This window comes from Streptomyces sp. AN091965 (assembly GCF_022698285.1).
GTDB lineage: Bacteria > Actinomycetota > Actinomycetes > Streptomycetales > Streptomycetaceae > Streptomyces.
This window is the reverse complement of the sequence record NZ_JALDMY010000001.1, coordinates 1,549,421-1,576,165: the sequence shown is the minus strand read 5'-3', so window position 1 is coordinate 1,576,165 and position 26,745 is coordinate 1,549,421. Positions and strand designations below refer to the sequence as shown.

General features: G+C 69.5%; 26 protein-coding genes and 1 pseudogene. 23 read left to right on the top strand and 4 right to left on the bottom strand.

Features of this window, described 5'->3' with window-relative positions; translation table 11 throughout:
* The first annotated feature begins 83 nt into the window (after positions 1 to 83).
* From MQV74_RS06060 to MQV74_RS06005, 13 genes and pseudogenes are all read left to right on the top strand, one after another.
* Positions 84 to 1,262 (top strand): 4Fe-4S dicluster domain-containing protein, encoded by a 1,179-nt coding sequence (locus MQV74_RS06060; protein WP_242714992.1) that lies wholly within the window; start codon positions 84 to 86, stop codon positions 1,260 to 1,262.
* Positions 1,259 to 1,411, top strand: a complete 153-nt coding sequence (locus tag MQV74_RS06055; RefSeq protein WP_242714991.1) for a hypothetical protein — start codon at positions 1,259 to 1,261, stop codon at positions 1,409 to 1,411. Before MQV74_RS06060 ends, MQV74_RS06055 begins: the two co-directional genes overlap by 4 nt.
* Positions 1,408 to 2,268 carry an FAD/NAD(P)-binding protein gene (locus MQV74_RS06050; protein ID WP_242714990.1) on the top strand — a complete coding sequence of 287 codons (861 nt, stop codon included), beginning with the start codon at positions 1,408 to 1,410 and terminating at the stop codon, positions 2,266 to 2,268. The genes MQV74_RS06055 and MQV74_RS06050 overlap by 4 nt, the downstream gene beginning before the upstream one ends.
* Positions 2,268 to 3,050 (top strand): oxidoreductase, encoded by a 783-nt coding sequence (locus MQV74_RS06045; RefSeq protein WP_242714989.1) that lies wholly within the window; start codon positions 2,268 to 2,270, stop codon positions 3,048 to 3,050. Before MQV74_RS06050 ends, MQV74_RS06045 begins: the two co-directional genes overlap by 1 nt.
* A complete protein-coding gene (locus tag MQV74_RS06040; protein ID WP_242714988.1) occupies positions 3,047 to 4,483 on the top strand; it encodes a Ni/Fe hydrogenase subunit alpha in 1,437 nt (478 codons plus the stop codon). The genes MQV74_RS06045 and MQV74_RS06040 overlap by 4 nt, the downstream gene beginning before the upstream one ends.
* Complete coding sequence (locus MQV74_RS06035) at positions 4,452 to 5,069, top strand: CBS domain-containing protein (protein WP_242714987.1); 618 nt, start codon at positions 4,452 to 4,454, stop codon at positions 5,067 to 5,069. Before MQV74_RS06040 ends, MQV74_RS06035 begins: the two co-directional genes overlap by 32 nt.
* The gene (gene hypD / locus MQV74_RS06030; protein WP_242714986.1) at positions 5,066 to 6,187 is read left to right on the top strand and encodes a hydrogenase formation protein HypD; all 1,122 of its coding nucleotides are present in this window, start codon (positions 5,066 to 5,068) and stop codon (positions 6,185 to 6,187) included. Before MQV74_RS06035 ends, hypD begins: the two co-directional genes overlap by 4 nt.
* An 11-nt stretch (positions 6,188 to 6,198) precedes the next feature.
* Complete coding sequence (hypE, locus tag MQV74_RS06025) at positions 6,199 to 7,233, top strand: hydrogenase expression/formation protein HypE (protein WP_242714985.1); 1,035 nt, start codon at positions 6,199 to 6,201, stop codon at positions 7,231 to 7,233.
* 648 nt (positions 7,234 to 7,881) lie between these two features.
* Entirely contained in the window at positions 7,882 to 9,102 is a 1,221-nt protein-coding gene (locus MQV74_RS06020; protein ID WP_242714984.1) for a sensor histidine kinase, read from the top strand.
* A pseudogene (locus tag MQV74_RS06015) lies at positions 9,099 to 9,795 on the top strand (response regulator). Before MQV74_RS06020 ends, MQV74_RS06015 begins: the two are co-directional and overlap by 4 nt.
* A 350-nt stretch (positions 9,796 to 10,145) precedes the next feature.
* Positions 10,146 to 11,270 carry a serine hydrolase domain-containing protein gene (locus tag MQV74_RS06010; RefSeq protein WP_242714983.1) on the top strand — a complete coding sequence of 375 codons (1,125 nt, stop codon included), beginning with the start codon at positions 10,146 to 10,148 and terminating at the stop codon, positions 11,268 to 11,270.
* 350 nt (positions 11,271 to 11,620) lie between these two features.
* Positions 11,621 to 11,752, top strand: a complete 132-nt coding sequence (locus MQV74_RS40725; protein WP_278194093.1) for a hypothetical protein — start codon at positions 11,621 to 11,623, stop codon at positions 11,750 to 11,752.
* Positions 11,752 to 11,925 (top strand): Sec-independent protein translocase TatA, encoded by a 174-nt coding sequence (locus MQV74_RS06005; RefSeq protein ID WP_242714982.1) that lies wholly within the window; start codon positions 11,752 to 11,754, stop codon positions 11,923 to 11,925. The genes MQV74_RS40725 and MQV74_RS06005 overlap by 1 nt, the downstream gene beginning before the upstream one ends.
* 119 nt (positions 11,926 to 12,044) lie before the next feature.
* Here the strand turns inward: MQV74_RS06005 and MQV74_RS06000 are convergent, their stop codons facing one another.
* From MQV74_RS06000 to MQV74_RS05985, 4 genes are all read right to left on the bottom strand, one after another.
* On the bottom strand, positions 12,045 to 13,589 hold the full coding sequence (locus tag MQV74_RS06000) for an amino acid permease (RefSeq protein ID WP_242714981.1): 1,545 nt from the start codon (positions 13,587 to 13,589) through the stop codon (positions 12,045 to 12,047).
* 58 nt (positions 13,590 to 13,647) lie between these two features.
* Positions 13,648 to 14,571, bottom strand: coding sequence for a hypothetical protein (locus MQV74_RS05995; RefSeq protein WP_242714980.1), 924 nt, complete (start codon positions 14,569 to 14,571; stop codon positions 13,648 to 13,650).
* A gap of 284 nt (positions 14,572 to 14,855) precedes the next feature.
* Positions 14,856 to 15,125, bottom strand: coding sequence for a winged helix-turn-helix transcriptional regulator (locus MQV74_RS05990; RefSeq protein WP_242714979.1), 270 nt, complete (start codon positions 15,123 to 15,125; stop codon positions 14,856 to 14,858).
* A gap of 341 nt (positions 15,126 to 15,466) precedes the next feature.
* Positions 15,467 to 15,811, bottom strand: coding sequence for a hypothetical protein (locus tag MQV74_RS05985; RefSeq protein WP_242714978.1), 345 nt, complete (start codon positions 15,809 to 15,811; stop codon positions 15,467 to 15,469).
* Positions 15,812 to 16,138: 327 nt separating this feature from the next.
* On the opposite strand from MQV74_RS05985, the gene MQV74_RS05980 reads away from it, so the two are divergent.
* The 10 genes from MQV74_RS05980 to MQV74_RS05935 all read left to right on the top strand — a co-directional run bounded on the left by MQV74_RS05980 (position 16,139) and on the right by MQV74_RS05935 (position 26,627).
* Positions 16,139 to 17,035, top strand: a complete 897-nt coding sequence (locus MQV74_RS05980; RefSeq protein ID WP_242714977.1) for a winged helix-turn-helix transcriptional regulator — start codon at positions 16,139 to 16,141, stop codon at positions 17,033 to 17,035.
* Positions 17,036 to 17,064: 29 nt separating this feature from the next.
* Complete coding sequence (locus tag MQV74_RS05975; protein ID WP_242714976.1) at positions 17,065 to 18,276, top strand: cytochrome P450; 1,212 nt, start codon at positions 17,065 to 17,067, stop codon at positions 18,274 to 18,276.
* 368 nt (positions 18,277 to 18,644) lie between these two features.
* Positions 18,645 to 19,250, top strand: a complete 606-nt coding sequence (locus MQV74_RS05970; RefSeq protein ID WP_242714975.1) for a hypothetical protein — start codon at positions 18,645 to 18,647, stop codon at positions 19,248 to 19,250.
* Between the two features lie 1,225 nt (positions 19,251 to 20,475).
* The gene (locus tag MQV74_RS05965; protein ID WP_242714974.1) at positions 20,476 to 21,036 is read left to right on the top strand and encodes an SAF domain-containing protein; all 561 of its coding nucleotides are present in this window, start codon (positions 20,476 to 20,478) and stop codon (positions 21,034 to 21,036) included.
* Between the two features lie 934 nt (positions 21,037 to 21,970).
* Entirely contained in the window at positions 21,971 to 23,332 is a 1,362-nt protein-coding gene (locus MQV74_RS05960; RefSeq protein WP_242714973.1) for a CpaF family protein, read from the top strand.
* Between the two features lie 233 nt (positions 23,333 to 23,565).
* Positions 23,566 to 24,231 carry a type II secretion system F family protein gene (locus tag MQV74_RS05955; protein ID WP_242714972.1) on the top strand — a complete coding sequence of 222 codons (666 nt, stop codon included), beginning with the start codon at positions 23,566 to 23,568 and terminating at the stop codon, positions 24,229 to 24,231.
* Positions 24,228 to 25,124 carry a type II secretion system F family protein gene (locus MQV74_RS05950; RefSeq protein ID WP_242714971.1) on the top strand — a complete coding sequence of 299 codons (897 nt, stop codon included), beginning with the start codon at positions 24,228 to 24,230 and terminating at the stop codon, positions 25,122 to 25,124. The genes MQV74_RS05955 and MQV74_RS05950 overlap by 4 nt, the downstream gene beginning before the upstream one ends.
* Positions 25,125 to 25,345: 221 nt before the next feature.
* Positions 25,346 to 25,747, top strand: a complete 402-nt coding sequence (locus tag MQV74_RS05945) for a TadE/TadG family type IV pilus assembly protein (protein ID WP_278194092.1) — start codon at positions 25,346 to 25,348, stop codon at positions 25,745 to 25,747.
* Positions 25,744 to 26,187, top strand: a complete 444-nt coding sequence (locus MQV74_RS05940) for a TadE/TadG family type IV pilus assembly protein (protein WP_242714969.1) — start codon at positions 25,744 to 25,746, stop codon at positions 26,185 to 26,187. Before MQV74_RS05945 ends, MQV74_RS05940 begins: the two co-directional genes overlap by 4 nt.
* Positions 26,184 to 26,627, top strand: a complete 444-nt coding sequence (locus MQV74_RS05935; RefSeq protein ID WP_308402243.1) for a Tad domain-containing protein — start codon at positions 26,184 to 26,186, stop codon at positions 26,625 to 26,627. Before MQV74_RS05940 ends, MQV74_RS05935 begins: the two co-directional genes overlap by 4 nt.
* Positions 26,628 to 26,745: the final 118 nt, after the last annotated feature.

Here is a 26,745-nt window from a genome sequence, read left to right as displayed (position 1 = left end):
TCCGACCCCGGCCACGACGCTGGTCGTCGAAGGGATGCCTGACGGACGTCCGCACCACAGCGCACACGGCGTAGGAGGACACCATGGCCGCCACCGGAACCACGGCAGTGATCGACCGGAACGGCCTCGCCGCCCTGGTCGCCACGCTGGTGGCGGAGGGCCGCACCGTCGTGGGCCCGACGGTCCGCGACGGCGCGATCGGCCTCGACGTTCTGGAGTCCGCCGACGAACTCCCCTTCGGCTGGGGCGTCGAACTCGACGCGGGACGCTACCGGTTGACACCACGTGAGGACGGCGCGGCGTTCGCGCACTGCGCCGGACCGCAGTCGTGGAAGGCCTACCTGCACCCACAGCGGGAGCAGTTGTGGAGCGCACGGCGCGGACAGGACGGCGTGCCGGTGTTCACCGAGCACCGTCCCGAGGCGCCTTCCTACGCCTTCGTCGGTGTCCGGCCCTGCGACCTGCGCGCCCTCGCGATCCAGGACCGCGTCCTCGCCGGCGGTCGCCACCCGGACCGCGGCTATCAGCAGCGCCGGAGGGGGGCGCTGCTGATAGCCGCAGAGTGCACCGAGCCCGGCGCGACCTGCTTCTGCGTCTCCACCGGCGGGGGCCCCGCGGCCGACACGGGCTTCGACCTCGCGCTCACCGAGGTCGTCGACGAGGACGGCCACCGCTTCTTCGTCCGCGTGGGCAGCGAGCACGGCGCCCGGCTGCTCGCCGCGATTCCGCACCGGGAAGCGGACCTGACGACCGAGTCCATGGCCCGGGGAGCCGTCGACGCCGCCCGTGACCGGATGGGTCGAACTTTGCCACCGGTCGACCTGAAGGCCCTGATCGGGGCCAGCACGGACGCCGACCACTGGGACGACGTCGCCTCCCGCTGCCTGACCTGTGCCAACTGCACCATGGTGTGCCCCACGTGCTTCTGCACGACCACCGAGGAAGTCACCGACCTCACCGGGGACCACACCGAGCGGTGGCAGCGCTGGGACTCCTGCTTCGACCTGGACTTCTCCCGCCTCCACAGCGGCCCCGTGCGGGCCTCGGCGCGCAGCCGCTACCGCCAATGGCTCACCCACAAGCTCTCCACCTGGCACGACCAGTTCGACACCGGCGGCTGTGTGGGCTGCGGACGCTGCGTCGCCTGGTGCCCGGTCGGCATCGACATCACCGAAGAGGTTGCCGCGCTCGCCGCCGAACGCGACGCGAAGGCCACGGCGGACGCGCGGACGGCCCAGGGGGTCGGGGAGGAAGCCCCATGAACGACACCACCACGGCCGCGGACCGCTGGACGCGGGCACTGAGCGCCGAACACCGCGCCCGCCTCCTGAGCATCGAGACGACCGGCCCCGACGAACTGGTCAGCTGGTCGTGGCTGTTCCCTCCCTACGGCAGCGGCGGTGCACGATGACCACGTCCACCGCCGCCCCCACCCGCCGCCGCGCACCGACGGCGGACCCCGAGCCCCGCCTGCCCGTACCCCACCGCGTCACCGCCCGTTGGCGCGAGACGCCGGACACGGTCACCCTCCGCCTCGACCCCGTCGGCGTGGCGCTCGCGGACTTCGTGCCCGGCCAGTTCGCCATGGTGCACTGCTTCGGCCGGGGTGAGATCCCGCTCTCGGTGAGCTCCATTCCCACCACCGGGGGCCTCGCCCACACCGTACGGGCCGTCGGAGCCGTCTCCACAGGACTGTGCGCCGCCGGACCCGGCGACGTCCTGGGGCTGCGCGGCCCCTACGGCACCGGCTGGGAACTGGAGCGGGCGCGGGACCAGGACGTGATCGTGGTGGCGGGCGGCATCGGGCTCGCCCCGCTGCGCCCCCTGATCCGCGACGCGGTCGCCGCCCCGCACCGCTACGGCCGTGTCAACGTCCTCATCGGCGCCCGTACCCCGGCCGACCTGCTGTCCAAGCACGAGACGCGCCGGTGGACGACCGCGTACACCGGTGTCACGGTCGACCGCGCGGACCCCGCGTGGGCCGGTGAAGTCGGCCTGGTCACCCGCCTCCTGGACCGCGCGCAGTACGCCCCCGCGCGGTCCTGGGCCTTCGTCTGCGGTCCCGAACCCATGATCCGCGCGACCGCACGCGACCTGGTCCACCGCGGCGTCGCCGCCGACCATATCCGCGTGTCCCTGGAACGGAACATGCGCTGCGCCACCGGGACCTGCGGCCACTGCCAACTCGGCCCGCTGCTGCTGTGCCGCGACGGCCCGGTCGTCGACTGGACCCTGGCCGAACAACTGCTGTCCGTGAGGGAGTTGTGATGTCCACCCCCGCCGCGCAGACCACGCCCACACTCGCCGTGTTCAAACTGGCCTCCTGCGACGGCTGCCAGCTCACCTTGCTGGACTGCGAGGACGAACTCCTCGGCCTCGCGGGGCAGGTGGAGATCGCCCACTTCCTGGAGGCGTCCAGCGCGGTACGCCCGGGACCCTACGACGTGGCGCTCGTCGAAGGCTCCGTGACCACCGCCGAGGACGCCGCCCGCGTCCGGCGCATCAGGGCCGAGTCCCGGCACCTGATCACCATCGGTGCCTGCGCGACGGCGGGTGGTATCCAGGCGCTGCGGAACCTCGCCGACGTCGCGGAGTTCGCCCGCACCGTGTACGCCCGGCCCGACTACCTCGACACCCTGGCCACCTCCACGCCGGTGTCCGCGCACGTGGACGTCGACTTCGAGCTGCGCGGCTGCCCCATCGACCGCGGCCAGCTCCTGGAGGTCCTCACCGCCCACCTCGCCGGACGCAAACCCGATATACCTGACCACAGCGTGTGCTTCGCCTGCAAGCGGCGCGGCACCGTCTGCGTCACCGTCGCCCACGGCACCCCCTGTCTGGGCCCGGTCACCCACGCAGGCTGCGGCGCGCTCTGCCCCGCCTACGGACGCGGCTGCTTCGGCTGCTTCGGCCCCTCAGGCTCGGCGAACCTGCCCGCCCTGCTGCCCCTGCTGCGCCGCGACGGCCTCGACGAGCGGGCCGTCGAACGCCTTCTGCACACCTTCAACGCCCCCGCTTTCGACGCCCTCGCAGAGGAGGAACGGCCGTGACTCACCGCGGTTCCCGTGTGCTGCACGTCGGCTCGCTCTCCCGCGTGGAGGGCGAGGGCGCCCTCCGGCTGCGCGTCCACGACGGCGAAGTGACCGAGGCCCACCTCAACATCTACGAACCGCCCCGCTTCTTCGAGGCGCTGCTGCGCGGCCGTGCCCACACCGAACCGCCGGACATCACCGCGCGCGTTTGCGGGATCTGCCCGGTCGCCTACCAGTTGAGCGCCTGTGCGGCCATCGAGGACGCCTGCGGCGTCGACATCCCGCCCCCGATCCGCGCGCTGCGCCGCCTGCTGTACTGCGCGGAGTGGATCGAGAGCCAGACCCTGCACATCTACCTGCTGCACGCCCCCGACTTCCTCGGCTGCGACGGCGCGATCGACCTCGCCCGCACCCACCGCCGGGACGTCGAGCGGGGCCTGCGCCTGAAGCAGACGGGCAACGCCCTGCTCGAACTGCTCGGCGGTCGCGCCATCCACCCCGTCAACGTCCGCCTCGGCGGCTTCCACCGCGCCCCCACGCCCGGTGAACTACGACCACTGGCCGAGCGGCTGCGGCGCGCCCTGGACGACGCCTTGGAGACCGTGCGCTGGGCGGCGGGCTTCGACTTCCCCGACGCCGAGGTCGACGCCGACCTCCTGGCCCTCGCCACCCCCGGAACGTACGCCATCGAATCGGGGACGCCGACCGTCCTGCGCGGCGACGACACCCTCACCGCCTTCCCCGTGTACGCATTCCCGCTGCACGTACGCGAGGAGCAAGTGTCGCACTCCACCGCCCTGCACTCCCGGCTCGACGGCCGCCGCCACCTCACCGGCTCCCTGGCCCGGTTCGCGATCAGCGGCCGATGGCTGTCCCGCACGGCGGTGGAGGCGGCCCGCGAGGCCGGGCTCGGCGACCCCTACGACGGGAGCGTCTGCCGCAACCCCTACCGCTCGATCCTGATCAGAGCCGTCGAGGTCGTGTACGCCGTCGACGAGGCCCTACGGATCATCGAGACGTACGAACCCCCGTCACACCCGCACGTCGAGGTCCCACCCGCCGAAGGCACCGGACACGGCGCGACCGAGGCCCCGCGCGGACTGCTCTACCACCGCTACGCCCTCGACGCCGACGGCACCGTCACCGACGCCCTGCTCGTACCCCCGACCGCGCAGAACCAGGGCGCGATCGAGGCCGACCTGCGCCGCGCCGCGTCCCGGGCGCTCGCCGCGCGGGACGTGACCGACGCCGAACTGACGGACCTGTGCGAACGGGCGATCCGCAACCACGACCCGTGCATCTCCTGCTCCACCCACTTCCTCGACCTGACCGTCGACCGCACCACCGGAGGCTCCCGTGCCCGAAACACCGCGTACCGACCCGCCGCCCGCGAACTCCCCGCACCACGTGAGCGACGTGATGACCCACACCACGATCGCCATCGGCCGTGACGCCCCGTTCAAGGAGGTCGTCGAGCTCATCGAGCAGTGGCACGTCAGCGCCCTGCCGGTCCTGGAGGGCGAAGGCCGCGTCATCGGCGTCGTGTCCGAGGCGGACCTGCTGCCCAAGGAGGAGCTGCGCGACGCCGACCCCACCCGCTACGACGTCCTGCGCCGCCTGTCCGACATGGCCAAGGCCGGCGCGGTCACCGCGGGCGAGCTGATGTCGAGCCCCGCTGTCACCGTCCACGCCGACGCCACCCTCGCGGAAGCTGCCCGGATCATGGCGCGGCGCCGCGTCAAGAGGCTGCCCGTCGTCGACGCATCCGGACTGCTGCAAGGCGTCGTGAGCCGCAGCGACCTGCTCAAGGTCTTTCTGCGTGAGGACGAGGACATCGCCGAGGAGATCCGCGGCAGTGTCCTCGCCTCCCTGCCGTCCTCGGAGGGGATCGAGGTCCGCGTGCAGCAGGGCGTCGTCACGCTCGTCGGCACCCTGCGCGACAAAGCCCTCGTGCCCGTGCTCGCCCGGGCGGCCCGCGCGGTCGAGGGAGTCGTCGACATCCGCCTCGACCTGTCCCACGCCGTGAGCGAGCCGTGAAGTACCTCGACGAATACCGCGACCCGGCGCTGGCCCGCCGCCTCCTGGACGAGCTGCGCCGCGTCGCCACCCGCCCCTGGCAGATCATGGAGGTGTGCGGCGGCCAGACCCACACCCTGGTCCGCCAGGGCATCGACGAACTGCTGCCCGCGGGCATCCGCATGATCCACGGCCCCGGCTGCCCCGTCTGCGTCACCCCGCTGGAGACCCTCGACCGGGCCATGGCCCTCGCCGCACGCCCCGAAGTGATCCTCACCAGCTTCGGAGACATGCTGCGCGTGCCGGGCACGGCGACGGACCTGCTGTCGCTGAGGGCCCGCGGTGCGGACGTACGTGTGGTCTACACCCCCACGGACGCGGTCCGCACCGCTGCCGCCCGCCCAGAACGCCACGTCGTCTTCCTGGCCGTCGGATTCGAGACCACCGCCCCCGCCAACGCCATGGCCGTCCTGCACGCCGAACGGCTCGGCCTGGACAACTTCTCGATGCTGGTCAGCCACGTCCTCGTCCCACCCGCCATGACCACCCTCCTGGCCTCCGACGACTGCGAGGTCCAGGCTTTCTTGGCGGCCGGGCACGTGTGCGCGGTCATGGGCTGGCAAGCCTACGAGCCGATCGCCGCCGCCCACCGCGTCCCGATCGTGGTCACCGGCTTCGAACCCCTCGACCTCATCGAAGGCATCCTCATGGCGGTGCGCCAACTGGAGTCCGGACGCCACGAAGTGCAGAACCAGTACGCGCGCGCCGTACGCCGCGTCGGCAACACCGAAGCCCAGGACGTGCTGCGCCGCGTCTTCCGCGTCACCGACCGCGCCTGGCGCGGCCTCGGCACGCTGCCCGCCAGCGGCCTCGACCTCGCCCCGCGCTACGCGCGCTTCGACGCCACCCGCCGCTTCGACCTCACCGGCCTGCGCTCCACGGAGGACTCCGAGTGCGTCGCGGGCGCCGTTCTGACCGGCTCCTTGCTGCCCACCCAGTGCCCGGCGTACGGAACGCGGTGCACGCCGCGCACCCCGCTGGGGGCGCCGATGGTGTCGGCGGAGGGAACGTGCGCGGCGTTCCACGCGGCAGGCCGCACCCGCCCGCCTGCCTCCGGCCGGGCCGCCTCACATTCTTAGGGAGCCCCCGCATGACCCTCGACTGCCCCGTCCCGCACCAGGAGTCCGACCGCTTGCTGCTCGGCCACGGCGCGGGTGGAAGACTCACCGCCGAACTCCTCGACACCTTGGTGCTTCCCGCGGTGGCGGAACACACCGGCAGGCCCTTGGAAGACGCGGCCGCCATCCCCACCCAGCCCCTCCTGATGATGTCCACCGACGCGTTCGTGGTCAGCCCCCTCACCTTCCCCGGCGGTGACATCGGCAGCCTCGCGGTGCATGGCACCGTCAACGACCTCGCGATGCGCGGAGCGCTGCCGCTCGCCCTGAGCTGTGCGGTGATCGCGGAGGAAGGACTGCCTCTCCACGAGCTGCGGGCCGCGCTGGCCGCCGTCGGCAAGGCGGCCCGCGCCGTTCCCGTTCCCGTCATCACGGGCGACACCAAGGTCGTGGGCCGGGGTGCCGCCGACAAACTGTTCCTCACCACCACAGGCGTCGGCCGCCGCGTCCCGGGCCTCACTCCGTCCGCGGCCCGTGCCCGCCCAGGCGACGCGGTCCTGCTGTCCGGCCCCATCGGCCTGCACGGCACCGCCGTCCTCTCCACTCGCGAAGGCCTCGGCTTCGAGTCCGACATCGCCTCCGACACCCGTCCCCTGCACCGTCTCGTGGCTGCCTTGGGCACCTACGGCCCGGCCGTACACACCCTGCGGGACCCGACCCGAGGCGGCCTCGCCGCCGCCCTGAACGAGATCGCCCGCGACTCGGCGGTGTCGATCGAGATCGAGGAGAGCGCCCTCCCGATCCCCGAACCGGTCGCCGCAGCCTGCGACATGCTCGGCCTCGACCCGCTGACGGTCGCCAACGAGGGCTGCCTGGTGGCCTTCGTCGTCCCCGGGGTCGCGGACGGCTCCTTGGACGCTCTCCGAGCCTCCCCGGAGGGTGCTTCCGCGACACTGATAGGCCGCGTGACGGACGGGCCTCCTGGCCGCGTCACCCTGCGCACGCTAGTCGGCGCCCGGCGCGTGGTGGACATGCCACTGGGTGAGCTGCTGCCACGCATTTGCTGAGGAAAGCGGAAGGGGACGCGACGGGTCTGCCACAGGAAGGCAGTAGGGCCCGGAGGATGGGGATCTCGGCACGCGGTCCAGGGAGCGGCTGTACGCATCGAACGGTGCCCCGCAGCCGACTCGCGACCGCAGGCGCTCGCGGCCCTTGTCGACGACCACGCAACGTGCGGTTCGATCGCGCGTCAGGAGGCGCAAGAACGACCGTGGGCCGTGTCACGGACGTGAAATTCCAGGAACGGAACATGGCGGACACGCAGGCATCGCGCTCCCGCGCCAACGTGGCGTCCTGATCGCACGGATGAGACGACGGCGCACCAATCAAATCGCGTCCCTGAGGGGCTCCCCGGCTACGGAGTTCTGCCGGGGCCGCGTCGGTTGTATGCCGACGCGCCGGGCGACGTCGTCCGAGCGGGGGATGAGAACGCCTTCAGGGCCTGGGTCCGGCATACGGCCCTGACTAGGAGCAGGGTCCTGGTCGGAGATCGATCCGGGGTGCCTGCCCGGGTCCGGGAGCCACTGTGAGAATGGTCCGCGGACGCTGGTTCCGCGCTGGGACCGCAGGCCGCCGTGGGAGCGGCTCACGAACGACGGTCGCGGTAGACCGGCGAAGGCCGGACCGACCGGTCAGGGAAAGGGATCACCACCAGCATGTCGACGCACCACCGCCCGCTGCCGTCGTCCCCGAGAGCCGATGGCTTGCCCTGGACCGCCAGTGACGTACTGGTGGCCGCCGGGGCGGCCGTCGTCGACATCCTCGGGTACACGACCGGCGGCCGGGGCGACGGTCGGCCGGTCTCCCTGACCGCGCTGGTTCTGCTCGTACTGGCGGCCGTGCCGCTGCTCACCAGGCGCCGCTACCCGCTGGCGTCATTGGCGGGTGTGCTGGCCCTGGGCGTGGCACTGAACATGAGCGGGCCGATGCCGCACCACTTCAACGGCACGCTCACCGTGGCGCTGTTCGCGGTGGCCCGGTCCTGCGGCCCCGTGGTGGCGGCGCCGGCCGCCCTCGTGGCGGCCGCGGTGACGCTGCTGGGCCGCGGGTATCCGCTGCCCCCGCCGGTCGCGGACCTGGCGAGCAGCGTGGTCGCTGCGGCGCTGGTCATCGCTGCGGCCGAGGCGCTGAAGCGCTGGCAGCACGTGGTGGAGATCCGGCGCAAGCGGCTGGCCGACCGCGCGGTGGCCCAGGAGCGGCGCCGCATCGCGCGGGAGTTGCACGACATCGTCGCCCACCACATCACCACCATGCAGCTGATGGCCGGGGGAGCCAAGGCCAACCTCGGGGGTGATACCGAGGTGGTGCGTGACGCGCTGGTCACCCTGGAGGGCTCCGGGCGCATCGCGCTGCGGGAGATGCGGCAACTGCTCGACGTGCTCCGGGCCGACGACGAGCGGGAGGAGGTGCCGTCCGTGCCGCAACCCGGTGTGGAGAGCCTCGGACGGCTCGTCGACGAATCCCGGAGGGCCGGCCTGCCCGTCGACTTCGCCGTGCTCGGAAAGGAACGTCCGCTGCCGCCGAGCACGGGCCTCGCGGTGTTCCGGATCGTCCAGGAAGCCCTCACCAACACCCGCAAGCACGCCGGCCGGGCCCAGGCACAGGTGCGGCTGGCCTACCACCCGGGCCGGATCACCGTGGAGGTGTCCGACAACGGCACCGCCGCGTCGGCCGATACCCTGGTGGGCGCCCTGGCGGGGGCGGCCGGTGCCGTCGGACCGAGGGCGGGCCGCAGTGGGTACGGTCTGATCGGCATGCGCGAGCGCGTCGCGCTGCAGGGCGGCAGCCTGGTGGCCGGCAGTCTCGACGGCGGCGGCTTCCGGGTGGCGGCCACCCTGCCGACAGCGCCGGTCGACGAAGAGGAGCGGCTCGGATGACGGGACCCTCGGAGCGGATCAGCGTACTGATCGCGGACGACCAGCCGCTCGTGCGGCGGGGGTTGGCCCTGATCCTGGCCCCCGACCCGGCCGTCGACGTGGTTGCCGAGGCGGACGACGGGCAGCGGGCGGTCGAGCTCGCGCACCAGCACCGGCCCGACGTCGTGGTGATGGACATCCGGATGCCGGTTCTCGACGGGGTCCAGGCGACGGAGCGGCTCGCGCGGGAGCTGCCCGCCTGCCGGGTCCTGGCGCTGAGCACCTTCGACATGGACGAGTACGTGGTCGCCGCTCTGCGCGCCGGTGCCTGCGGATTCCTGCCTAAGGACGTCTCTCCAGGGGAGCTTGTGGCGGCCGTGCACACTGTGCACACCGGGGATGCGGTCCGTGGCGCCCCGCCTGCTCACCCGGTTGATCTCCACCTACGTCACGGCGTCTCGCCGTCCGCAGCCGCCGTCACCGGTGCCCGGCGGGGGTGGCCTGACGCCCCGCGAGGTCGAGGTGTGGCACCTGCTGGCCACCGGCCTCGACAACGCCGAGATCGTGTCGGCGATGGGTGTCAGGGCCTCCACGGTCAAGAACCACATCACCAGCGTCTTCGCCAAGCCGCACGTTCGCGACCGCGCCCAGGCGGTGATCGCGGCCTACGAGTCGGGCCTGGTCGAGGCCGGGTCGCCGAACTCGGCGTGCTGAACTCGGTCGGGCCCGGCTGGCGGGAGGCGGCCGGGCGGGGGCCAGAGAGATGGCCGGGGGTGTGACGCCGCGTGCTCGGTGTGCCTCTGCGGCCGTCCAGAAAGCCCACCGGGCGGCAGCCACAACGTCAAGACGCACGTTCCCGATACGGAGGCGGGTGGGCTCATCAGTAGACCGGGTGAGCGGTGCTCAGGGCGAACCGGGAGCCCGCTCCCAGGACAGGCCACGGGAGTCCGCTCCCAGGCAGGCCGGGGTTTGGTCAGGGTGATCCCTGATGGGCAACAGCTGCTGCATCCAGCAGAGTTGATCTCGTCACTCAGGCCCGTCACCACCACTCTGGAGGAACCCCGATGCGTCAACGTCTCGCCCTGAGCACCCTTGCTCTGGCCACCGCTGTCACCGCTGGTGTGGCGGCACCCGCGAGCGCCGCCCGGCCGGACCCCGTGCGACAGGGTCTTGAGACGCTGGTGGACTCGGATCACGCACCCGGCGCGCTGGCGAGCGTGCTGGATGGCAAGGGGAAGTTCCGCACCTACACCGCGGGGGTGGGGAACCGGGACACGCACGCGAAGATGCCCCGCGACGCCCAGGTGCGGATCGGCAGCGTCACCAAGTCGTTCACCGCGGCGGTCGTGCTGCAACTGGTCGGCGAGGGCGAGATCAGCCTCAACAAGCCGGTCCACAAGTATCTGCCGGGACTCGTCCGGGGCGAGGGGGTCGACGGGAAGCGCATCACGGTGCGCCAGCTCCTGCAGCACACCAGTGGACTGCCCGACTTCGAGGACGACGTCACCAGTGACATCCTGGAGCGCCGCTACGTTTCGCCCCGCGACGCCCTCGACATCGCCCTCAAGCACAAGGCCCTCTTCAAGCCCGGCAAGAAGTGGTCGTACAGCAACACCAACTACCTGGTGGCCGGCCTGATCGTGGAGAGGGTCACCGGCAGGCCCCTCGCCGAGCAGATCGACCAGCGCGTCATCCAGAAGCTGGGGCTGCGCCACACCTACTTCCCCGCCCCCGGCGAGACGACCATCCGGGAACGCCACCCCCAGGGCTACCGCCCGGAGCCCGGGGGCGCACCCGCGCGCAACGTCACCGCGATCGACCCCTCCGCGGCCTGGGCGGCGGGCGCGATGGTCTCTACCAGCTCCGACCTCAACCGCTTCTTCTCCGCACTGCTCAAGGACGACGGCAACCGTCTCCTCCAGAAGGCCCAGCGCAAGCAGATGCGCACCACCGTCGCCATGAAGGAGGGGGACTCCCGCTACGCCATGGGACTGGGGATCATGCGGGTCAAGCAGTCGGACACGTGCGTCTTCTGGGGCCACAGCGGAGGCATCCCCGGCTTCGGGACCTGGTCCGGGGCCACCGACGACGGCCGCGCCGCCAGCGTCACGATGACCCTGGAACCGAAGACCGGCGAAGCCGTGCAGCACCTTCAGGAGACCGTGGCGGCGGGTCTGTGCCGTCGCTGAACCACGGCGCCCGGCCGACAGGGACATTCACTCACGCATGGCCTGTCCCTTCGAACGCGGCACCACGACCGGCCCCGCTGACGACCGTCTTCTCCTCGACGGCTGAAGGCGGTGCCCGGTGTCCGCCCCAGTGGGACGGACACTCTGTTGCCGGCCCTCCGTGCTACGCGAGCTGTCTCACGTCGACAGTTTCGACGTGCGTTCGTGGTGTGCGGTGCCTGTGTAGTGCATGGCAGCTTTCTCGGTGATGCTGGTGCATCTTGGTCGAAGAGGCGTACGAAGGTCGGTGGCGGGGGTCACGATGGATATCGAGACCGAACCACTGGCCGGGCCAACGAAGGTGGGGCGTGGTGACCAAGGTGATGTGGGAGTCGCAGTTCGGGGCGTCGCACGAGGGCAGGGCGGCGGTCCTGGTCGACGGCAGCGAACCGAGGCCCGCGCTATTCGACGCGGGCAGTTCCGCCGAGATTTGCCAGACCTGATGTTCGGATTGAGCGAGCTGGCCCTGATCCTCCTTGTCTTCACGGCGTTCCTCGCTGTGAAGAAGCTGCCTGGGCTGACGCGGTCGGCCGGTAAGGTGGCTCGCATCCTCAAGAGCGAGAGGCGCACGCCGAGGAACGACCCAGAAAGCCCGGGCCCCGCTCGGCGTTCTTGAACAGGCCAGGTAGCGAGCGGGTATTGGCAGACGGCCGAGCCGTTACGACAGGGAGCGCGACCCGGCTGCAAGGCAATCCTGGACGGGCCATTTTAGTGGCCGCTGCCACGCGCTCTCGCTCAGCGTTGGTGTTTTGACGTAGCCGGGTTTGTGGCGTGTGACTCCTTTAGTGCCCTTGGGGTGGTAGTGCGAGCATGGGCATGGTTGAGGAACCACTTCCGGGCCGAGATAAGCCACCAGGTGCCGCAGAACGCTGTGACGGTTCCGACGGCGATGGGGGCGTAGTTGAAAGTGTTGGCCGTGACCGGTGATCTCTGAGGGAGCATGAAAACCACGGTGATCACGAGAACCCAGGCGACGGCGATGGTGCCGACGATGGTGGACCAGGAGCCGAGGTGCCAGGGGCCGCGCTCGAAGCGGTCTCCTTGCCGCAGCCGCAGGAACGTGGGGATGACGTAGGCGATGTACAGGCCGATGGTGGCGATGGAGGTGACGGCGGCGTACGCGGTGCTGTTCCACAGGTAGGGCAGGCCCAGGCAGAAGGCGCCGCCGGTGGCGAGCCAGACGGCGTTGGTGGGGGTGCGGGTGCCTGGATGGAGCTTGTGCCACACCCGGGAGAAGGGCAGGGCGCCGTCGCGGGAGAACGCGTAGATCATGCGGGAGTTGGCGGTCACCGAGGCCATGCCGCAGAACAGCTGCGCGACGATGATCACGACGAGGAGCCACTTGCCGGTCGCCGCGCCGAGGGCGTCCATGAGGATCTGTGCCGGGGGCACGCCCGTGTCCGAGTCGAGGGCGCCGGAGTAGGACTGGATGGCGTAGGTGAAGCCGAAGAGCAGAGCGAATCCAGCGACCAGAGAGACAATGATCGAGCGGACGATGCCCTTCGGCCCGGCGACGGCCGCGTCGATGGTCTCCTCGGTCATATGGGCGGAGGCGTCGTAGCCGGTAAACGTGTACTGCGCCATCAGCAGCCCGAGCAGTACCACGTAGGCACTGGAGGCAAAGCCGGTGTGGTTGGTGAACTCACCGAAGACGAAGTGGGTGGACTGGTGATGGTCGGGGACGACGGCCAAGGTGCCGCTGATGACGAGCACGCCCAAAATGTGCCACCAGATGGAGACCTCGTTGAGGAAGGCGACGATGCGCACGCCGAAGGTGTTCAGGACCCCGTGCAGGACCAGGATGGCGCCGAACAGGGCGATGATGTGCCCAGGGGTGGCGGCGTAGCCGAATTGCAGATCCAGCAGGGCGTTGAGGAAGGTGGCGGCGCCGAAGTCGATGCCCGCGGTGACCGCGATCTGCCCGAGGGTGTTGAACCAGCCGGTGAACCACGCCCATGCTGCTGCCGACCGCCGGGGAGCCATGCGATGAGCCCAGAAGTACAGGCCTGCGCTCGTCGGGTACGAGGAGCAGACCTCGGCCATGGACAGGCCGACGAACAGCGTCATCAGGCCGACGAACAGCCAGCCCCACATCATGACGGCGGGGCCGCCGGTGTTCATGCCGTAGCCGTACAGCGTCATACAGCCGGACAGGATCGAGATGATGGTGAAGCTGACGCCGAAGTTGGCGCGGCCGGACATGGAGCGCGACAGCGTCTGCCGGTAGCCGAGCTGCTTGAGGCGCTCCTCGTCGGAGACACGGGAGACATCGAGAGGCACTGGCTTTCCGTCCTTCCTTCGTAAGACGGTTGCGGTGCTTGAAGGCGGTGTTCGGCTCTCAACGACGCCGTCGCCGGGGCGGGCTATAGGCCCAGGCGCGGTGACGCAGGAACAGCTCGCGGGCACGGCCGCAGTACGCCCACGGGACACGCGTGGCGTAGGGACCGATCGCGTCGAAGACCTCTGAGGCCTCGTGATGGCGATTGGCGAACGACAACGCGTGCGCAAGGTAGTTGGCGTCGTCGGCGAAGCAGGCGTGTGGGCGCGGTGCCCGGTAGCGCCACCAGCGCTCCAGAGCGAGGTTGATCTGCGGACAGTCCACCCACGGGTGGATCATCAGCCCGTACGAGTCCTGATTCTGCTCCTGTCGGCAGCGGTGGACCTCGGCGAGTACGACCAAAGGCAGAATCGCGATGGGCAGGCCTTTGGGGGCTATGGAGGCTTGCTCCTCGGCCCACCACATCGCCTCGCCCGGCGTGCCGTGATGACGGACGAAGAGATATGTGACGAACTCGTGATGGGCCTCGCGATTCCAGGGGTCACGTTGCTTGATCTCTGTCCACACGTGGTTCAGCGTCCGGCGATCAGGAGCATGGGTGCGCAGCAGCGCGAGCATCACGACCAAGGGCGCTACGTCCTGGGGCCACACATCCAGTGCGGTGCAGCACGTTGCCCACGCCTCTTCCATCAGACTTTCACCGCCGACGCGGCCGGCGATCATCGCGCGCAGGGCCTGCACGTTCCCCAGGAGAGCAAGGGCGTGCGGGGAGTGCGGCTCGGCCTCTGCCCAGGTATCGGCGAACCTGAGGCGGGCTCCGGCCTCGGCCAGGACCTGGAGACGAAAGATCCGCCGGTCCCAGTCCGGCCCGGTGGCGACGAGCATGTCCCGCGGCCCTTCCCAGCGGCCCATCGAGGCATCCTCGAGCACATGCCGTAGCGCTTCGTCGTCTCTGGCTGGGTGGGTGTCAAGTGTGATCAGCATGGGTTGCCTCTTGGGTGGCAAGAGGGCCCCTGCTCCGGGGCACTCAGCGTCGGCGCGGGGGGAGTCGGACGCGACGTCAGCTGGTCCCCGGAGCAGGGAGCTCGGAGGTGCGGGGAAAGTCAGTACTCCTGCTGGGCCCCCCGACCGCAAGATGGGCGCGCGAACCAACTTCAAAGTGAGTACGGGTGTACCGCTGGGTCGTCGAGGCTCACCTGGGCGGATGCCCCACCAGGCAGATGGGAGCGGAGAAGCGGTGTATCACCGCGAGGTCCGAGCCGCGGCTGCTACTCGCCGGATGTTCTGTGCCCGCGCTGGGCGCGAACCAGGAGTTCGGCATGCGATTCCGCCCATGTCGCAGCAGGCGCCATCGCGGTGAGGATTTCTCTTGATGGGGGTGTCAGCCGGTATGTGGTGGAGAATGGGAAACGCACTTCTCTTTCGCGGGCGATCAGTTCGGTTTGTGTCAGGCGTTGCAGCGTTCGGCACAGCGTGCCTTCCTGAAGGTGGCGGTGGGTTCGCCCCGGCCAGTTGTTGATGGGAAGCTGTGCGCGCATCGTGGCTAGGAGGTCCGTGTACTGCAGTGGCCCGCTATTGAGGGCGACGAAGACATCCCAGCACCATTCGCCGTTCAGTAGGCGAAGGAAGTCGTGGACTCTCCGCAGGTACCGCTCATCATGTGGTGAAATCGTGGCAGTGGTGGGGCGTCGGATGAGTGGTAGGCGGGAGATGAGACGGAGATGCCACCTCCCGGTATCGAGGGTTCTTCCTGAGTCGTCAGAGATTTCAGTCATTTCTCTTCCTAACCAGCTTCATCCGCGCGGCTCGTCAAGCCGGTGAGTGCAGTAGACCGATCTGGGCGTGATGGGGGCGGACGGATCGGCTGAACAGGTGGGTTCTACTGGGCCTCCCTCTGGCTCAGTTCCTCGGCGACCATCAGCCACTGGTGAGCACACGCTTCGGCAGCCTTTGCCATCGTCGGCGCACGGTGTGCGGGAACGCAGTCGATGATCCTGCGCCAGCGCCTTTCGGTGAGCGACGAGTGGCTGATCAAAAGTTGCAGAAGTTCCCGCCCGGCCTCGGTGCGCATCGACGGATCGCGGGCCATGCTGAGTAGCGCGCGCTTGAAACGGGAGGGTGGCGTCGGCGCGCTGTAACCGGCCCTCCTCTTCCGGCGCTTGGCCTTCTTCGGGGAGCCATCCTGAGCTGCTTGCTCTTTCGACTCGCTTGCGCTTGAAGGCAATGGATCTTTCCTTCTCTTGATCCGTCCTGACTGCCCTTCGGTATGGAGGCGGTGATGCCCCCCATCCGCTGTCTTGCATGGCGCTGCTTTCTTTGGATCTTTCGGTGATGCCGAGGTGGGCCTCGTCATCTCGGCTCCGTTCAAAGTGCTACACCGCCCGTGCACTCTAACTTCAAAGCCAGTCCCGGCGGTTCGACGACTTCAAGCCAGGAGCTTTGGCGCAACTCATGGGTGTGGGTGGCGTTGGGATTCCTCTCCGGGCTCCTATGATTTCCCTCGCTGTCGTAGCAGGATGCGCGGGCAGAGCCCGCTCAAGGGGGTAGGTCATTGCTGAACGACGAGCTCCGCCACCTGCGCGGAATCAATATGGCTATCGAGCTCATACGCAACAAGTGGACGTACGCCGTGCTCGTTGCCCTGCTGGATGGGCCGATGAGCCCGACCGAGCTTCTGGTGCACATAAACAGGGGGAATGTGCGCAATGCGGACTTGTTGAATGAGTGGGTCCTCCATGAGAAGACCCTGCTCGAAACGCTGCGACGGCTGGAGGCCGAAGGGCTGATCGTGCGGCAGCAGATGGCCGGTTCGCAGGCGAGGAGTGCAGCTCGGACGCTGGTGTCCATGTCGGAGGAGCTGCTGGAGGCTCTTCGTGAGCCGGCGGCATGGGCAACGAGGCATGCCGACCTTCTGCTGGCGAATCTGCGAGTCCGCCGAGGTGTGATCGCCCCAGGTCCGGCGCCTGCGCGTCGACTGAAGTTCGATGGCGGCAAGCGCACGCCAAGTCAGGAGCGTTGGCGCAATCTTGGCGTTGCCCTCACGATGCTCCGCCTGCGATGGAGCTTCTCGGTCATCGCAGCACTGCGCAACGGTCCCTTGCGCCCAACGGAGCTGGCCCTAGTGATCAACGATGACGTCGATGGCAGTCGCCACATCACCGGCCGCCGCCATCTGTCGGACAAGGTGCTGTGGGGCACCCTGCGTCGACTGTCTACCGACGGAGTGGTCGACCATGAGGGGAGGGGGCCAGGTTTCGCTTCCGCTGCCCGCTGTTCCCTGTCCGAGTCGGGTCACGACCTGTTGGTGGCTCTGGCTCCTCTGGGTCGCTGGGCAGTGCGCCATGAGTGCCAGCTCGTCGACATCTTGCGCGGCCGTCATCGTGCCCCGGGGCATCCTTCGTCCTGTGTGGACTGTCCTGACGATCCATCAGATAATGTGGCTAGGTGAACTCGTCTGCTGAATTGGAGAGTTGATTCGTGAGTAAGGGAATCGAGCCTGACGCAGAGTTTCCGTTCACGCCCCGCGCGTACGGCGGCCCACCTGAGGCGTATGCCCTAAGGCGCAGCGGCTGTCCGCTTGCGCCGGTCGTGTTGCCGAGCGGCGACGAGGTTCTCCTGGCTACGACGTACGAGGACGTCCGGGACGTTCATGCCGACACCCGCTTCTCGCGTAACCTGCGCTACCCGGGTGCTCCCCGTATGTTTGCGGGCCGCGACATCCCGGACGACCCACATGCCCTGGTCAACATGGACCCCCCGGAACACACCCGCCTCCGGCGCATAGTGCAGTCGGCGTTCACTCCGCGGCGAGCCGAGGAGTGGCGACCTCGTATCCATGAGCAGGCCGACCGTCTGCTCGACGCCATCGCTGCAGGCTCCCCCCCGATCGACCTGCTCGACTCCTACGCTCTTCCTCTTCCGATCCACATCATCTGCAGACTGCTGGGCGTGCCTGATGAGGACAGTCCGCGGTTCCGGACGTGGTCGGACGTGTTCTTGTCCACCAGTACCGCTACTGCTGATGAGCGCTCGCGGGCCGGTGCGGAGTTCGCCTCCTACACGGACGGGCTCATAGCTGACCGCCGCAGGAAACCCCGCGCTGATCTCCTCGACGAGCTCATCAACGCCCATGACGCCGAAGACCGACTGAGTAAAGGCGAGTTGGCCCGGATGGTGCGCGGGCTGATCATCGCAGGCCACGAAACCACAGGGCATGTCATCGGGCGGGGCGTTCTCGCGCTGCTGCGGCATCCTGATCAGCTGGCTCAACTTCGCCAGGAGCCGGAGCTGCTTCGTGGCGCCGTCGAGGAGATCCTCCGTACGGAAGTTCCCGGGCACGGCGGCCTGCTGCGCGTGGCTACTGAGGATCTGTCGCTGCCGTCCGGCGGCATAGTGCCCAAGGGGCGTGCCGTCCTGGCCCCGGTGGTAGCTGCAAACTATGACCCGCGGCAGTTCGCCGACCCGGACGAGTTCGACATCCGCCGGAGTACTGAGAGCCGACACCTCGCCTTCGGGCACGGCCCGCACTTCTGCTTGGGCGCCAACCTCGCGCGCGTGGAACTGGAGGTGGCGATCGGCTCGCTCGTCGAGCGGCTGCCGGACCTCGCTTTGGCGGTGCCGCCGCAGGGGCTGGAGTGGACGACTGGCAGTCGTATCTGCAGCCTCGTTGAACTTCCTGTCGCCTGGTAGGAGGGCGGCACCGTGGCTGGCGGTGTGAGGCTCCCCGGCGAGGTGCTGGTGCCGGCGGGGGTTACGGCTTTCCCTGCTCCTCTGAGGTGAGATCGCCGAGGCGACGCCTGCGGCCAAACCACCTCAGACTCGTGAAGCACGCGGATCCGTCGTGTCTTGCTGTCGCTCGATTGAGACTCAACTGCCCATATGTGTGGTGTTGTCATGGTTCTCATTGCGACTCCCCGGTCAAGCAACCCGTACTCACTCTGAAGTCGGTCCGCAGGCACCCCTTGCGCTGAGGGGGCGTAGCCGGAGTAAGGGTGGAGGTGTCGGCGTACGCATGTGCGTCCGGCATCAGCCTGCGTCGTTCATGGGGTGATGTGGCCATGGTGACCGGAGAGAGTAGCCGCCGAGGCAAGTGGCGCGTCGTATGTGCTGGGTTGGGCGCTGCGGCTCTGCTTGTGGTCGGGGGGTGCGGCGGTCCGCCCGCCACGAAGCCGTCCGAGGATGTCGACGCAGATGGCGATGAGACCACAAGCACACAGAAGGCGGCAGCCTCACCGTCGACGTCGACTGCCGGCACGGCGCGGGAACGCGCGACCGCGGCCTACGTGGGCATGTGGCGCGACATGGCCGAAGCGGCGAGGACCTCGGACTGGAAGTCTCCGCGCCTCGCCCGTTACGCGACGGGCGACGCGCTCGAGACGATCACACGGGGCATGTACACCGACCATAGGAACGGTCTGATCACGAAGGGAATGCCGGAGAACGCACCGAGGGTCACGAAACTTGCCCCGGCCTCCGCTCCCACCACAGCGGTGATCTCGGACTGCGGCGATTCCACCCACTGGCTGAAGTACCGCAAGCGCACAGGCGGGTTGGTGGACGACGAGCCCGGGGGCCGTCAGTCCATCTCCGCCGAGGTGAAGAAGCAAAAGAGTGGCGGGTGGAAAGTCACGCGGTTCGCGGTCTGGGAGGTCGGATCGTGTTGAGGCGGACCGGGGCCCTGGTCGTCATGACTGCCACCGCGGCACTGGTGAGTGCCGTCCCCGTGCTGGCCGATCCAGGGTGGGGAAACGTCGACTGCTCGCAGAATCCTCACCCAGGGTGTGATCTGGATGCTGGCAGCAGGGGACGGAGCGGTCGGGAAGCTCCTGACACGGAGGGGCAAGGCATCGGGCCACGCTCCCGTGGCGGTGAAAGCGGCGGTCGCGAGGGTGTCGACGAGCGTGATCCGAATCTGGCCAGGTGCGCCTATGAGCGCAGTGATTACAAAGCACCCGGGGCGGTGGCCAACGCATCGTTCGAGGAGCCTCCTGGCCGAGCCGGACCGGGAGTCGCACCCGCCGCGTGGTCCTGGAGGCCTCGGCCCAGTAGCGCAAGGCCAGTAGCCGACCCCAGTCCGGGGCGGAAAGGCGCTTGGTACGTCTACAAATGCTCGTCGAACGGCTTCCGGGACGCCTTCTACCGGCCGCCGGTGTGGATTCCCGACGCGGCACAGGGGGACGGCGGTGGGCCTCCCGCGCCGTCGCCCGCACAGGTAGCGCAGCGCGCTCGCAGCCAGCTCCGGCTTCCCGAGGTGAGGATCCACACCAATCCGTCTGGTGAGCAACTGGTCAATCTGCCGACTTGGCTGTGGGTTTCCCGTAGGGCGTGGCAGCGGGTCTCGGCGACGGCCGTGGTGCCGGGGGTCTCGGTGACGGCGGAGGCACGGCCGAGCAAGGCCGTCTGGAAGCTGGGCGACGGCCGTTCGGTGACGTGCCGAGGGCCGGGCACTCCGTACGCCACCGACACGAACGGGAAGAGGCGCCTCTTGGGGCCCCGCAGGGCGTCACCGGACTGTGGGCACACCTATCGCTCGTCATCGGCCGGGCAGCCGCGGAATGCGTACGCGGTGTCGGTGACGGTCCACTGGACGGTCAGCTGGTCCGGTGGAGGGGGACAGGGGGTGTTTCCCGGCATGACCACGATGGCGAACGCGCGATTCCGTGTGGCGGAGAGCCAAGCGCTGAATATCCGAGGACTGACGGCATCGCGCGTGTTCGGACAGGCGACGTACGGAAGGGAGGGCGGTCGATGAGCACCCGGCTGCGTGCGCCGGGGATTTCGGGCTCCTTGAGTCAGAAATCCCTGAGGAGGGGAGGGCCTGAGGCCGAGCGGGCTCCATCGCGGGTAGCCGGGCTCTCCCGACGCCACGTTCCGCATCTCATGGTCGGAGTGCTGCTGGTCCTCGGCTGCGCGACCGGGGGAGTACTCCTCACGTTGCACTTGGACGACAGCGAGCCCGTGCTGGTGCTCGGGAAGCCGGTGGCCGCCGGTCAGGAGCTAACTGCCGCGGACCTGAGGGAAGCGGGCATCCCCCGGGGAAGCGGGCTCGACGCGGTGGCAGCCGACGAGAGTGGCGCTGTCGTGGGCCGACAGGTGGCCTACAGCCTGCCCGCCGGGACCCTGCTGACCAAGAACGCGCTCGGCAGCTCCAAGGTGCCGCCCGCCGGGCGGGCGGTCGCGGCGGTGGGACTGAAGCCAGGGCAGTTCCCTACTGGTCTGCAGGCCGGTCACCATGCCGTGGTTGTGGCCGCGGCCGATGAGCATGCGACCGGCAGTCCGGCCTCCTTCACCAAGTCCTGGACGGCAGTCGTCACCGAGGTCCGGGCCGACAACGACGATCAGGTGACCGTGGTGACGTTCGAGCTGGCCGAGGGCCAGGCTCGCGAACTGGCCGCCGCGCAGGAGGGGACGCTCCGCGTGGTCATAGTACGGGGAGGTGGAGAGCGGTGACCTTAGTGGCGCTGTGCAGCTTGAAGGGCTCACCTGGGGCGACGACCGCCGCCCTCGGGCTCGCAAGTCACTGGCCGGCGGGGAGAACTCCGGTCGTCGTCGAGTGCGATCCAGCGGGCGGCGATCTGTTGGCCCGCTTCCGGCTTACCCCTTCTCCCGGGCTCGTCAGCCTCGCCGCCGCCGCACGACGGGCAGCCGAGCCCGGGCTGCTGTGGCAGCACACGCAACGGCTCCGGGGCGGTCTGAGAGTGGTCGCGGGACCGCCGGGAGCGGGGCAGGCCCGGGCGGCTCTGGAACAGCTCACTCGTGACGGAGAAGCCTTGCTGCAAGGCGCCGCGGAGCGTGTGGGAACAGTTGTCATCGCGGATTGCGGTCGGGTCGAGGCGAACTCCCCGGCGATGCCGATCCTGCGCCGGGCCGACGTGTTGCTCGTGCTCTCGCGAGCTCACGACGACGCCTTGGCGCACGTGGCGATGAAGATGGATGCGCTTCGGAGCTCGTCGAGCGGGCCCGCCTTGGTGTTGGTCGGAGACGGCTATGGAGCGGATGAAGTGAACCGTGAACTGGGCATCGCGGTGCTGGCCAGACTCCCGGAAGATCCCCGCGGCGCGTCACTCCTGCGAGGTGCAGCGGGACGACGGGCAGCCCCCACTCGCACGGCACTCGGAAAGGCACTGGCGTCCGTGGCCCGGAAGTTGGAGGAGGAGAGGGGGAAGGCTGCCGGGCGCGAAGACGTACACATCACATCGACGGAACTCGCCGCTCCCTCCGTCCGCTTCACCCTGCCTGCCCGCGGGTGGCCCGCACACCCCGCACCCTCCGCCGACGGAGCGGCGCCATGAACGGTTTCGAGCGGGGAACGCCGCCGCGCGGGGGAGGCGCAGCAGAACCGACTTCCGTGTCCAGCGGGTCCCAGCTCCCCCAAGGCGGAGGCGTGACCGACCCCGCGGGGCTACCCGGGGTGAACATGTACGAGGACACGGCGACTGAGCAGCTGCGACGAACGCTCCGCCATCAGGTTTCCGCGCAGCTCGCCGAGCGCGTCCAGGCCCGTGAGGCATCCGGGCAGTCGGAGTGGCCGGAAGCCGAGCGGCGAGCCGCGGCCGAAGCGATCCTCGCCGACGCGGGGGAGAAGTACGCCCAGAAACAGTTGACCATGGGCCGCCAGGCCGTGCCGCGCGAAGTCGAGCAGCAGGTGATCCAGGCGGTGCTGAACGAAGTCTTCGGCCTGGCCGGCCTCGAGCCGCTCCTCCGCAACCAGGACATCGAGAACATCAACATCAACGGCGACCGGGTCTTCGTACGCTACGCGGACGGCCGCCGCGAGCAGCTGCCGCTGGTGGTGGGCTCGGACGCGGAACTGGTCCAGCTCATCCGGGATCTCGCGGCCCGCTCCGGAGTGGAGGAGCGTCGCTTCGACCGCGGGAGCCCAGGCGTGAACTTCCAGCTTCCCGGTGGAGACCGGGTCTTCGCCGTCATGGCGGTGACCGCCCGACCGTCTGTGTCCATCCGCCGCCACCGCTACAAGACCGTGTCGCTCGGCAAGCTGCGTCGCCTCGGCACCATCGACCGGCACCTGGAGGCCTTCCTCGGCGCCTTGGTCAGAGCTCGGAAGAACCTCCTGGTCACCGGCGGCACCACGATCGGCAAGACCACGCTCCTCCGTGCCCTGGCCGCGGAGATCCCGCCGTGGGAGCGGCTGGTCACCGTCGAGGACGTCTTCGAGCTCGGCCTGGACACAGACGCTGTGGCGCACCCCGATGTGGTCGCGATGCAGGCCCGGGAAGCGAACATTGAGGGCCAGGGAGCGATCAGCCAAAGCGAGTTGGTTCGTTGGGCTCTGCGCATGTCGCCGGACCGCGTCCTCGTCGGCGAGGTCCGCGGCCCCGAGGTCATCCCGATGTGCAACGCCATGAGCCAGGGGAACGACGGCTCCATGGCCACGTTGCACGCATCCACCAGCCAAGGTGCGTTCATCCGGCTTGCCGCGTACGCCGTTCAAGGCCCCGAACGGCTGCCCCTGGAGGCCACCAACCTCCTTGTCGCCTCCGCCCTGGACTTCGTCATCCACCTGGAGCGGCCGCGCGGTGAGCCCGGCAAACGCGTGGTCTCCTCCGTCCGCGAGGTGATCGACGCCGATGGCCAGCAGATCGTCTCCAACGAGGTCTTCCGGCCCGGGCCCGACCTGCGCGCCGAGCCGGGAGTGCCCCTGCGTGCCGAGACGCTGGACGAGTTGATGGCCGCGGGCCTGGACCTCGACGAGTCACAGCCCATGGGCCAGTGGTGGTCGCCATGAGTACGTATGTTCCCTTGACGACGCTGCTTGGGCTGGGCATCGGCGTCGGAGTGCTTCTCGTCGTCCGCGGATGGCGACCGTACCCGAGACCCGCTTCTGCCGCCGCCCCTCGAGCAGCACGACCCCCGCATGGTCCGTGGGGCCGCGCCGAGCGCAGGCTCGCCGCGTCCCTGGCGATGGGGCTCCTTGCCGGAGCATTCACCGGCTGGATGGCAGGCGGACTCCTCGCCGCCATGGCCACCTGGAGCGTGCCGCGGCTACTGGCCGTGGGCGCGGTGGACAGGGAGCGCCTCGCCCGGGTCGAGGGGGTCGCCGGCTGGAGCGAGATGCTCCGCGACACCTTGGCCGCGGCCGCCGGTCTGGAGCAGGCCATCATGTCCACCGCGCGTGCGGCGCCGAAGGCCGTACGCCCGCAGATTCAGGAGCTGTCCGCCCGCTTGGAGCGGGGCGAGCGTCTCGCCCCGGCGCTACGTCGGCTCGCCGATGACCTGGACGACCCGACCGCCGATCTCGTACTCGCGGCCTTGGTGCTCGCCTCACAGCACCAGGCACGCCAGCTCACCTCCTTGCTGGGTGAACTCGCGGCCACCGCCCGGGCCCAGGTTGCCATGCGTCAGCGTGTGGACGCCGCTCGTGCACGGACACGCACGACCTTGCGCGTCGTCGTCACGACCACCCTGGCCTTCGCCGGAGGCCTTATCGTCCTCAACCCCGCTTTCCTCAGCCCGTACGACTCGATCACTGGGCAGGCGGTACTGCTGCTGATCGGCGCGCTGTTCACCGCCGCCTTCTGCTGGCTGCTTCGGTTGGCCCGGATCGAGGGGCCCGAGCGTTTCCTGGTCGCTGGTCTCGCGACTACTGAACACGGCCAGAGCACTCGGCTGGGGGTGTCGCCTTGAAGGTCACGCTCGCTGCACTGGGCACCGGCACGGGCCTGGGCCTGTGGTCGCTGGTGGTTTGGCTGTTCCCGCCTCGGCCTGCCCTGTCCGACCTCATCGCCCGGCTGCGCCCCGAGCCGCAGGGGAACCCCTTCTGCTTCCCGCAGGACGGAGGGTGGGCGGCACGAGTCGGTGCTCCGTTCACGGCCCTCCTCCGCTCGCTCGGTCTGCCGCACCGGCAGACCGCGAAAGACCTGGCCATCGCTGAGCGCTCGGCGGACACCCACCTCGCGGAGAAGGCCGCGCTCGGCCTGACAGGCCTTGTGCTACCCGGCGCTGTCGATCTCCTGCTGGTCGCCGGAGGCAGGACGCTGCCATGGCCCGTGCCGGCGTCTGTGGCTCTCACCCTCGCGGTGAGCGGCTTCCTGCTCCCCGACGTGAGCGTACGAACGGAGGCTCGGCGCCGCAGAGAAGCTCTCCGCCACGCGCTGAGCTCCTACTTGAACCTCATCCACATCCTGCTCGCCGGGGGCGCGGGTGTTGACGCCGCCCTGCACGACGCCGCCCGGACGGGACAGGGGTGGGCGTTCCAGCAGCTGCGCCGCGCGTTGAACACGGCCCGCTTCACCCGCGGCTCACCCTGGTCCGCCCTGGGGCAGCTCGGCGAGGAGCTGGAGGTCCCAGAGCTGACGGAACTCGCCGCGGCACTTTCCCTCGCGGGCACCGAGGGGGCCAAGATGCGCGCGTCGTTGTCGGCGAGGGCCGCCGCCATGCGCGGCCAGGACGGCGCCGCCGCCGAAGGACGGGCCAACGCGGCCACCGAGCGGATGGCCCTGCCCGGGATGCTCATGGCCTTCGGCTTCGTCCTCTTCATCTTCTATCCAGCCCTCACTCAGATCACCGCCTCGCTATGACACCGCGACGACAGAGAAAGGAGACAGGCCGTGTTCCCACAACCTCCGCGCTTGACCTGGCGGAACCGACTCAGCAGGGCTCTGCGGGCTCTGACCGAGGACGACCGGGGCATGACGACCGAACACGTCATCTGGATCGCCTTCGCCGCCGCGCTCGCCCTTGCGGTGACGGGCCTGTTCGGCCCCGACATCATGGCCGCGGCGCGCAACGTCCGATTCCGTTGAGACGGTGGGCCCGACGACTCGGGGAGGGCGGCGCGGTCACCACGGAGATGGTGATCGTCATGCCGCTGGTGCTCACCTTCGTACTCCTGCTTGCTCAGGCCGCCCTGTACATTCACGCGGCCCACATCGCCCAGGCCGCCGCCTCCCACGCCTTGGCAGCCGCCCGCGCCCAGGGCGGCAGTGCCGCTGCCGGGCAGGACGAAGCCAACCGCGTTCTGGACCTGTTGGGGCGCGGGCCGCTCCGCAGCGCCCGGATCGCGGTGGTCCGTGACTCCGAGCGCGCGGAGATACGAGTCCGTGGGACGGCCAGCAGCGTCCTGCCTTTCCTGCACCTGTCTGTCCGGGCCCGTGCGGTCGGCCCAACCGAGGACTTCGCACCCGGAGCGGGGCCGCCATGAAGAGCAGACGTGCCGATGTCGGCTCCGCAACCGTTGAACTCGTCCTAGTGATCCCCATGTTGGTGCTGCTGCTGTGGTTCCTCGTCTTCTGCGGACGCATGACCGACTCCCGGTTGCGCATCGAGGATGTCGCCCACCAGGCTGCCCGCGCCGCGAGCCTGCAGAGGACGGCTTCGGCCGCGGCCTCGCACGCCCGTACTACCGCCGCCGCCGGGCTGAGCCAGGCGGGCGTCACCTGCCAGGCCTTAACGGTCGAGACGAGCGGCAGCGTGCAGCCCGGCGACACCATCACCACGACGGTCGCCTGCCGGGTCGAGCTGCACGACCTGGCGCTCCTGCAGGTGCCGGGCACACAGATGCTCAGGGCGTCCTTCGCCGTGCCGGTTGACACATACCGCAGCGTGGGAGCCGCTGTCGCAAGAGGAGGTGCGACTCAGTGACGTCGTCTGGCTCAGTGCGGTGCTGCGCGCACCGTGACGATGGGCAAGTCACCGTCTTCGTCATCCTGATCATCGTGTCCGTGGTGATGTTCGCCGGCCTCGTGGTCGACGGCGGTCTCGCCCTGGCCGCGAAACTACGTGCCATCGGAGAAGCGCAGGAGGCGGCTCGCGCGGGCGCGCAGTCCATCGACCTCGCCGCCTACCGCAACGACGGCTCCATTCGCCTGCTCCCGGTCGAAGCGCAGCGCCAGGCCCATGCATACCTGGCCTCCATCGGTGCCACCGGGACGGTGAAGATCAGCTCGACCACGGTCACGGTCACGGTCACCGTTCACCAGCGCCCGCAGTTCCTCGGCATCCTCGGCGTGGGCACCCTCACCGTCACCGCGACGGGAACCGCTCGCCCAGTTCGAGGTGTTGAAGCCCCTTCGGACCGGTGAGCAGGCGCAGCCATGACAGCTCGCCACGTCGCCGAGGCCGGACACCAGCAGCACAGGCGCCCCACGGTGGTGCTGATACGCGGTGCTTTGGCGGGAGCTCTCCTAGTGGTGCTGATCG

What these genes read in the sequence shown, in the direction of transcription:
- MQV74_RS06060 (WP_242714992.1), top strand. Translation starts at nt 84, where the DNA reads ATGGCCGCCACCGGAACCACGGCAGTGATCGACCGGAACGGCCTCGCC.
- MQV74_RS06055 (WP_242714991.1), top strand. Translation starts at nt 1,259, where the DNA reads ATGAACGACACCACCACGGCCGCGGACCGCTGGACGCGGGCACTGAGC.
- MQV74_RS06050 (WP_242714990.1), top strand. Translation starts at nt 1,408, where the DNA reads ATGACCACGTCCACCGCCGCCCCCACCCGCCGCCGCGCACCGACGGCG.
- MQV74_RS06045 (WP_242714989.1), top strand. Translation starts at nt 2,268, where the DNA reads ATGTCCACCCCCGCCGCGCAGACCACGCCCACACTCGCCGTGTTCAAA.
- MQV74_RS06035 (WP_242714987.1), top strand. Translation starts at nt 4,452, where the DNA reads ATGACCCACACCACGATCGCCATCGGCCGTGACGCCCCGTTCAAGGAG.
- hypE (WP_242714985.1), top strand. Translation starts at nt 6,199, where the DNA reads ATGACCCTCGACTGCCCCGTCCCGCACCAGGAGTCCGACCGCTTGCTG.
- MQV74_RS06020 (WP_242714984.1), top strand. Translation starts at nt 7,882, where the DNA reads ATGTCGACGCACCACCGCCCGCTGCCGTCGTCCCCGAGAGCCGATGGC.
- MQV74_RS06010 (WP_242714983.1), top strand. Translation starts at nt 10,146, where the DNA reads ATGCGTCAACGTCTCGCCCTGAGCACCCTTGCTCTGGCCACCGCTGTC.
- MQV74_RS06005 (WP_242714982.1), top strand. Translation starts at nt 11,752, where the DNA reads ATGTTCGGATTGAGCGAGCTGGCCCTGATCCTCCTTGTCTTCACGGCG.
- MQV74_RS05995 (WP_242714980.1), bottom strand. Translation starts at nt 14,571, where the DNA reads ATGCTGATCACACTTGACACCCACCCAGCCAGAGACGACGAAGCGCTA.
- MQV74_RS05990 (WP_242714979.1), bottom strand. Translation starts at nt 15,125, where the DNA reads ATGCGCGCACAGCTTCCCATCAACAACTGGCCGGGGCGAACCCACCGC.
- MQV74_RS05970 (WP_242714975.1), top strand. Translation starts at nt 18,645, where the DNA reads ATGGTGACCGGAGAGAGTAGCCGCCGAGGCAAGTGGCGCGTCGTATGT.
- MQV74_RS05955 (WP_242714972.1), top strand. Translation starts at nt 23,566, where the DNA reads ATGGCCACCTGGAGCGTGCCGCGGCTACTGGCCGTGGGCGCGGTGGAC.
- MQV74_RS05940 (WP_242714969.1), top strand. Translation starts at nt 25,744, where the DNA reads ATGAAGAGCAGACGTGCCGATGTCGGCTCCGCAACCGTTGAACTCGTC.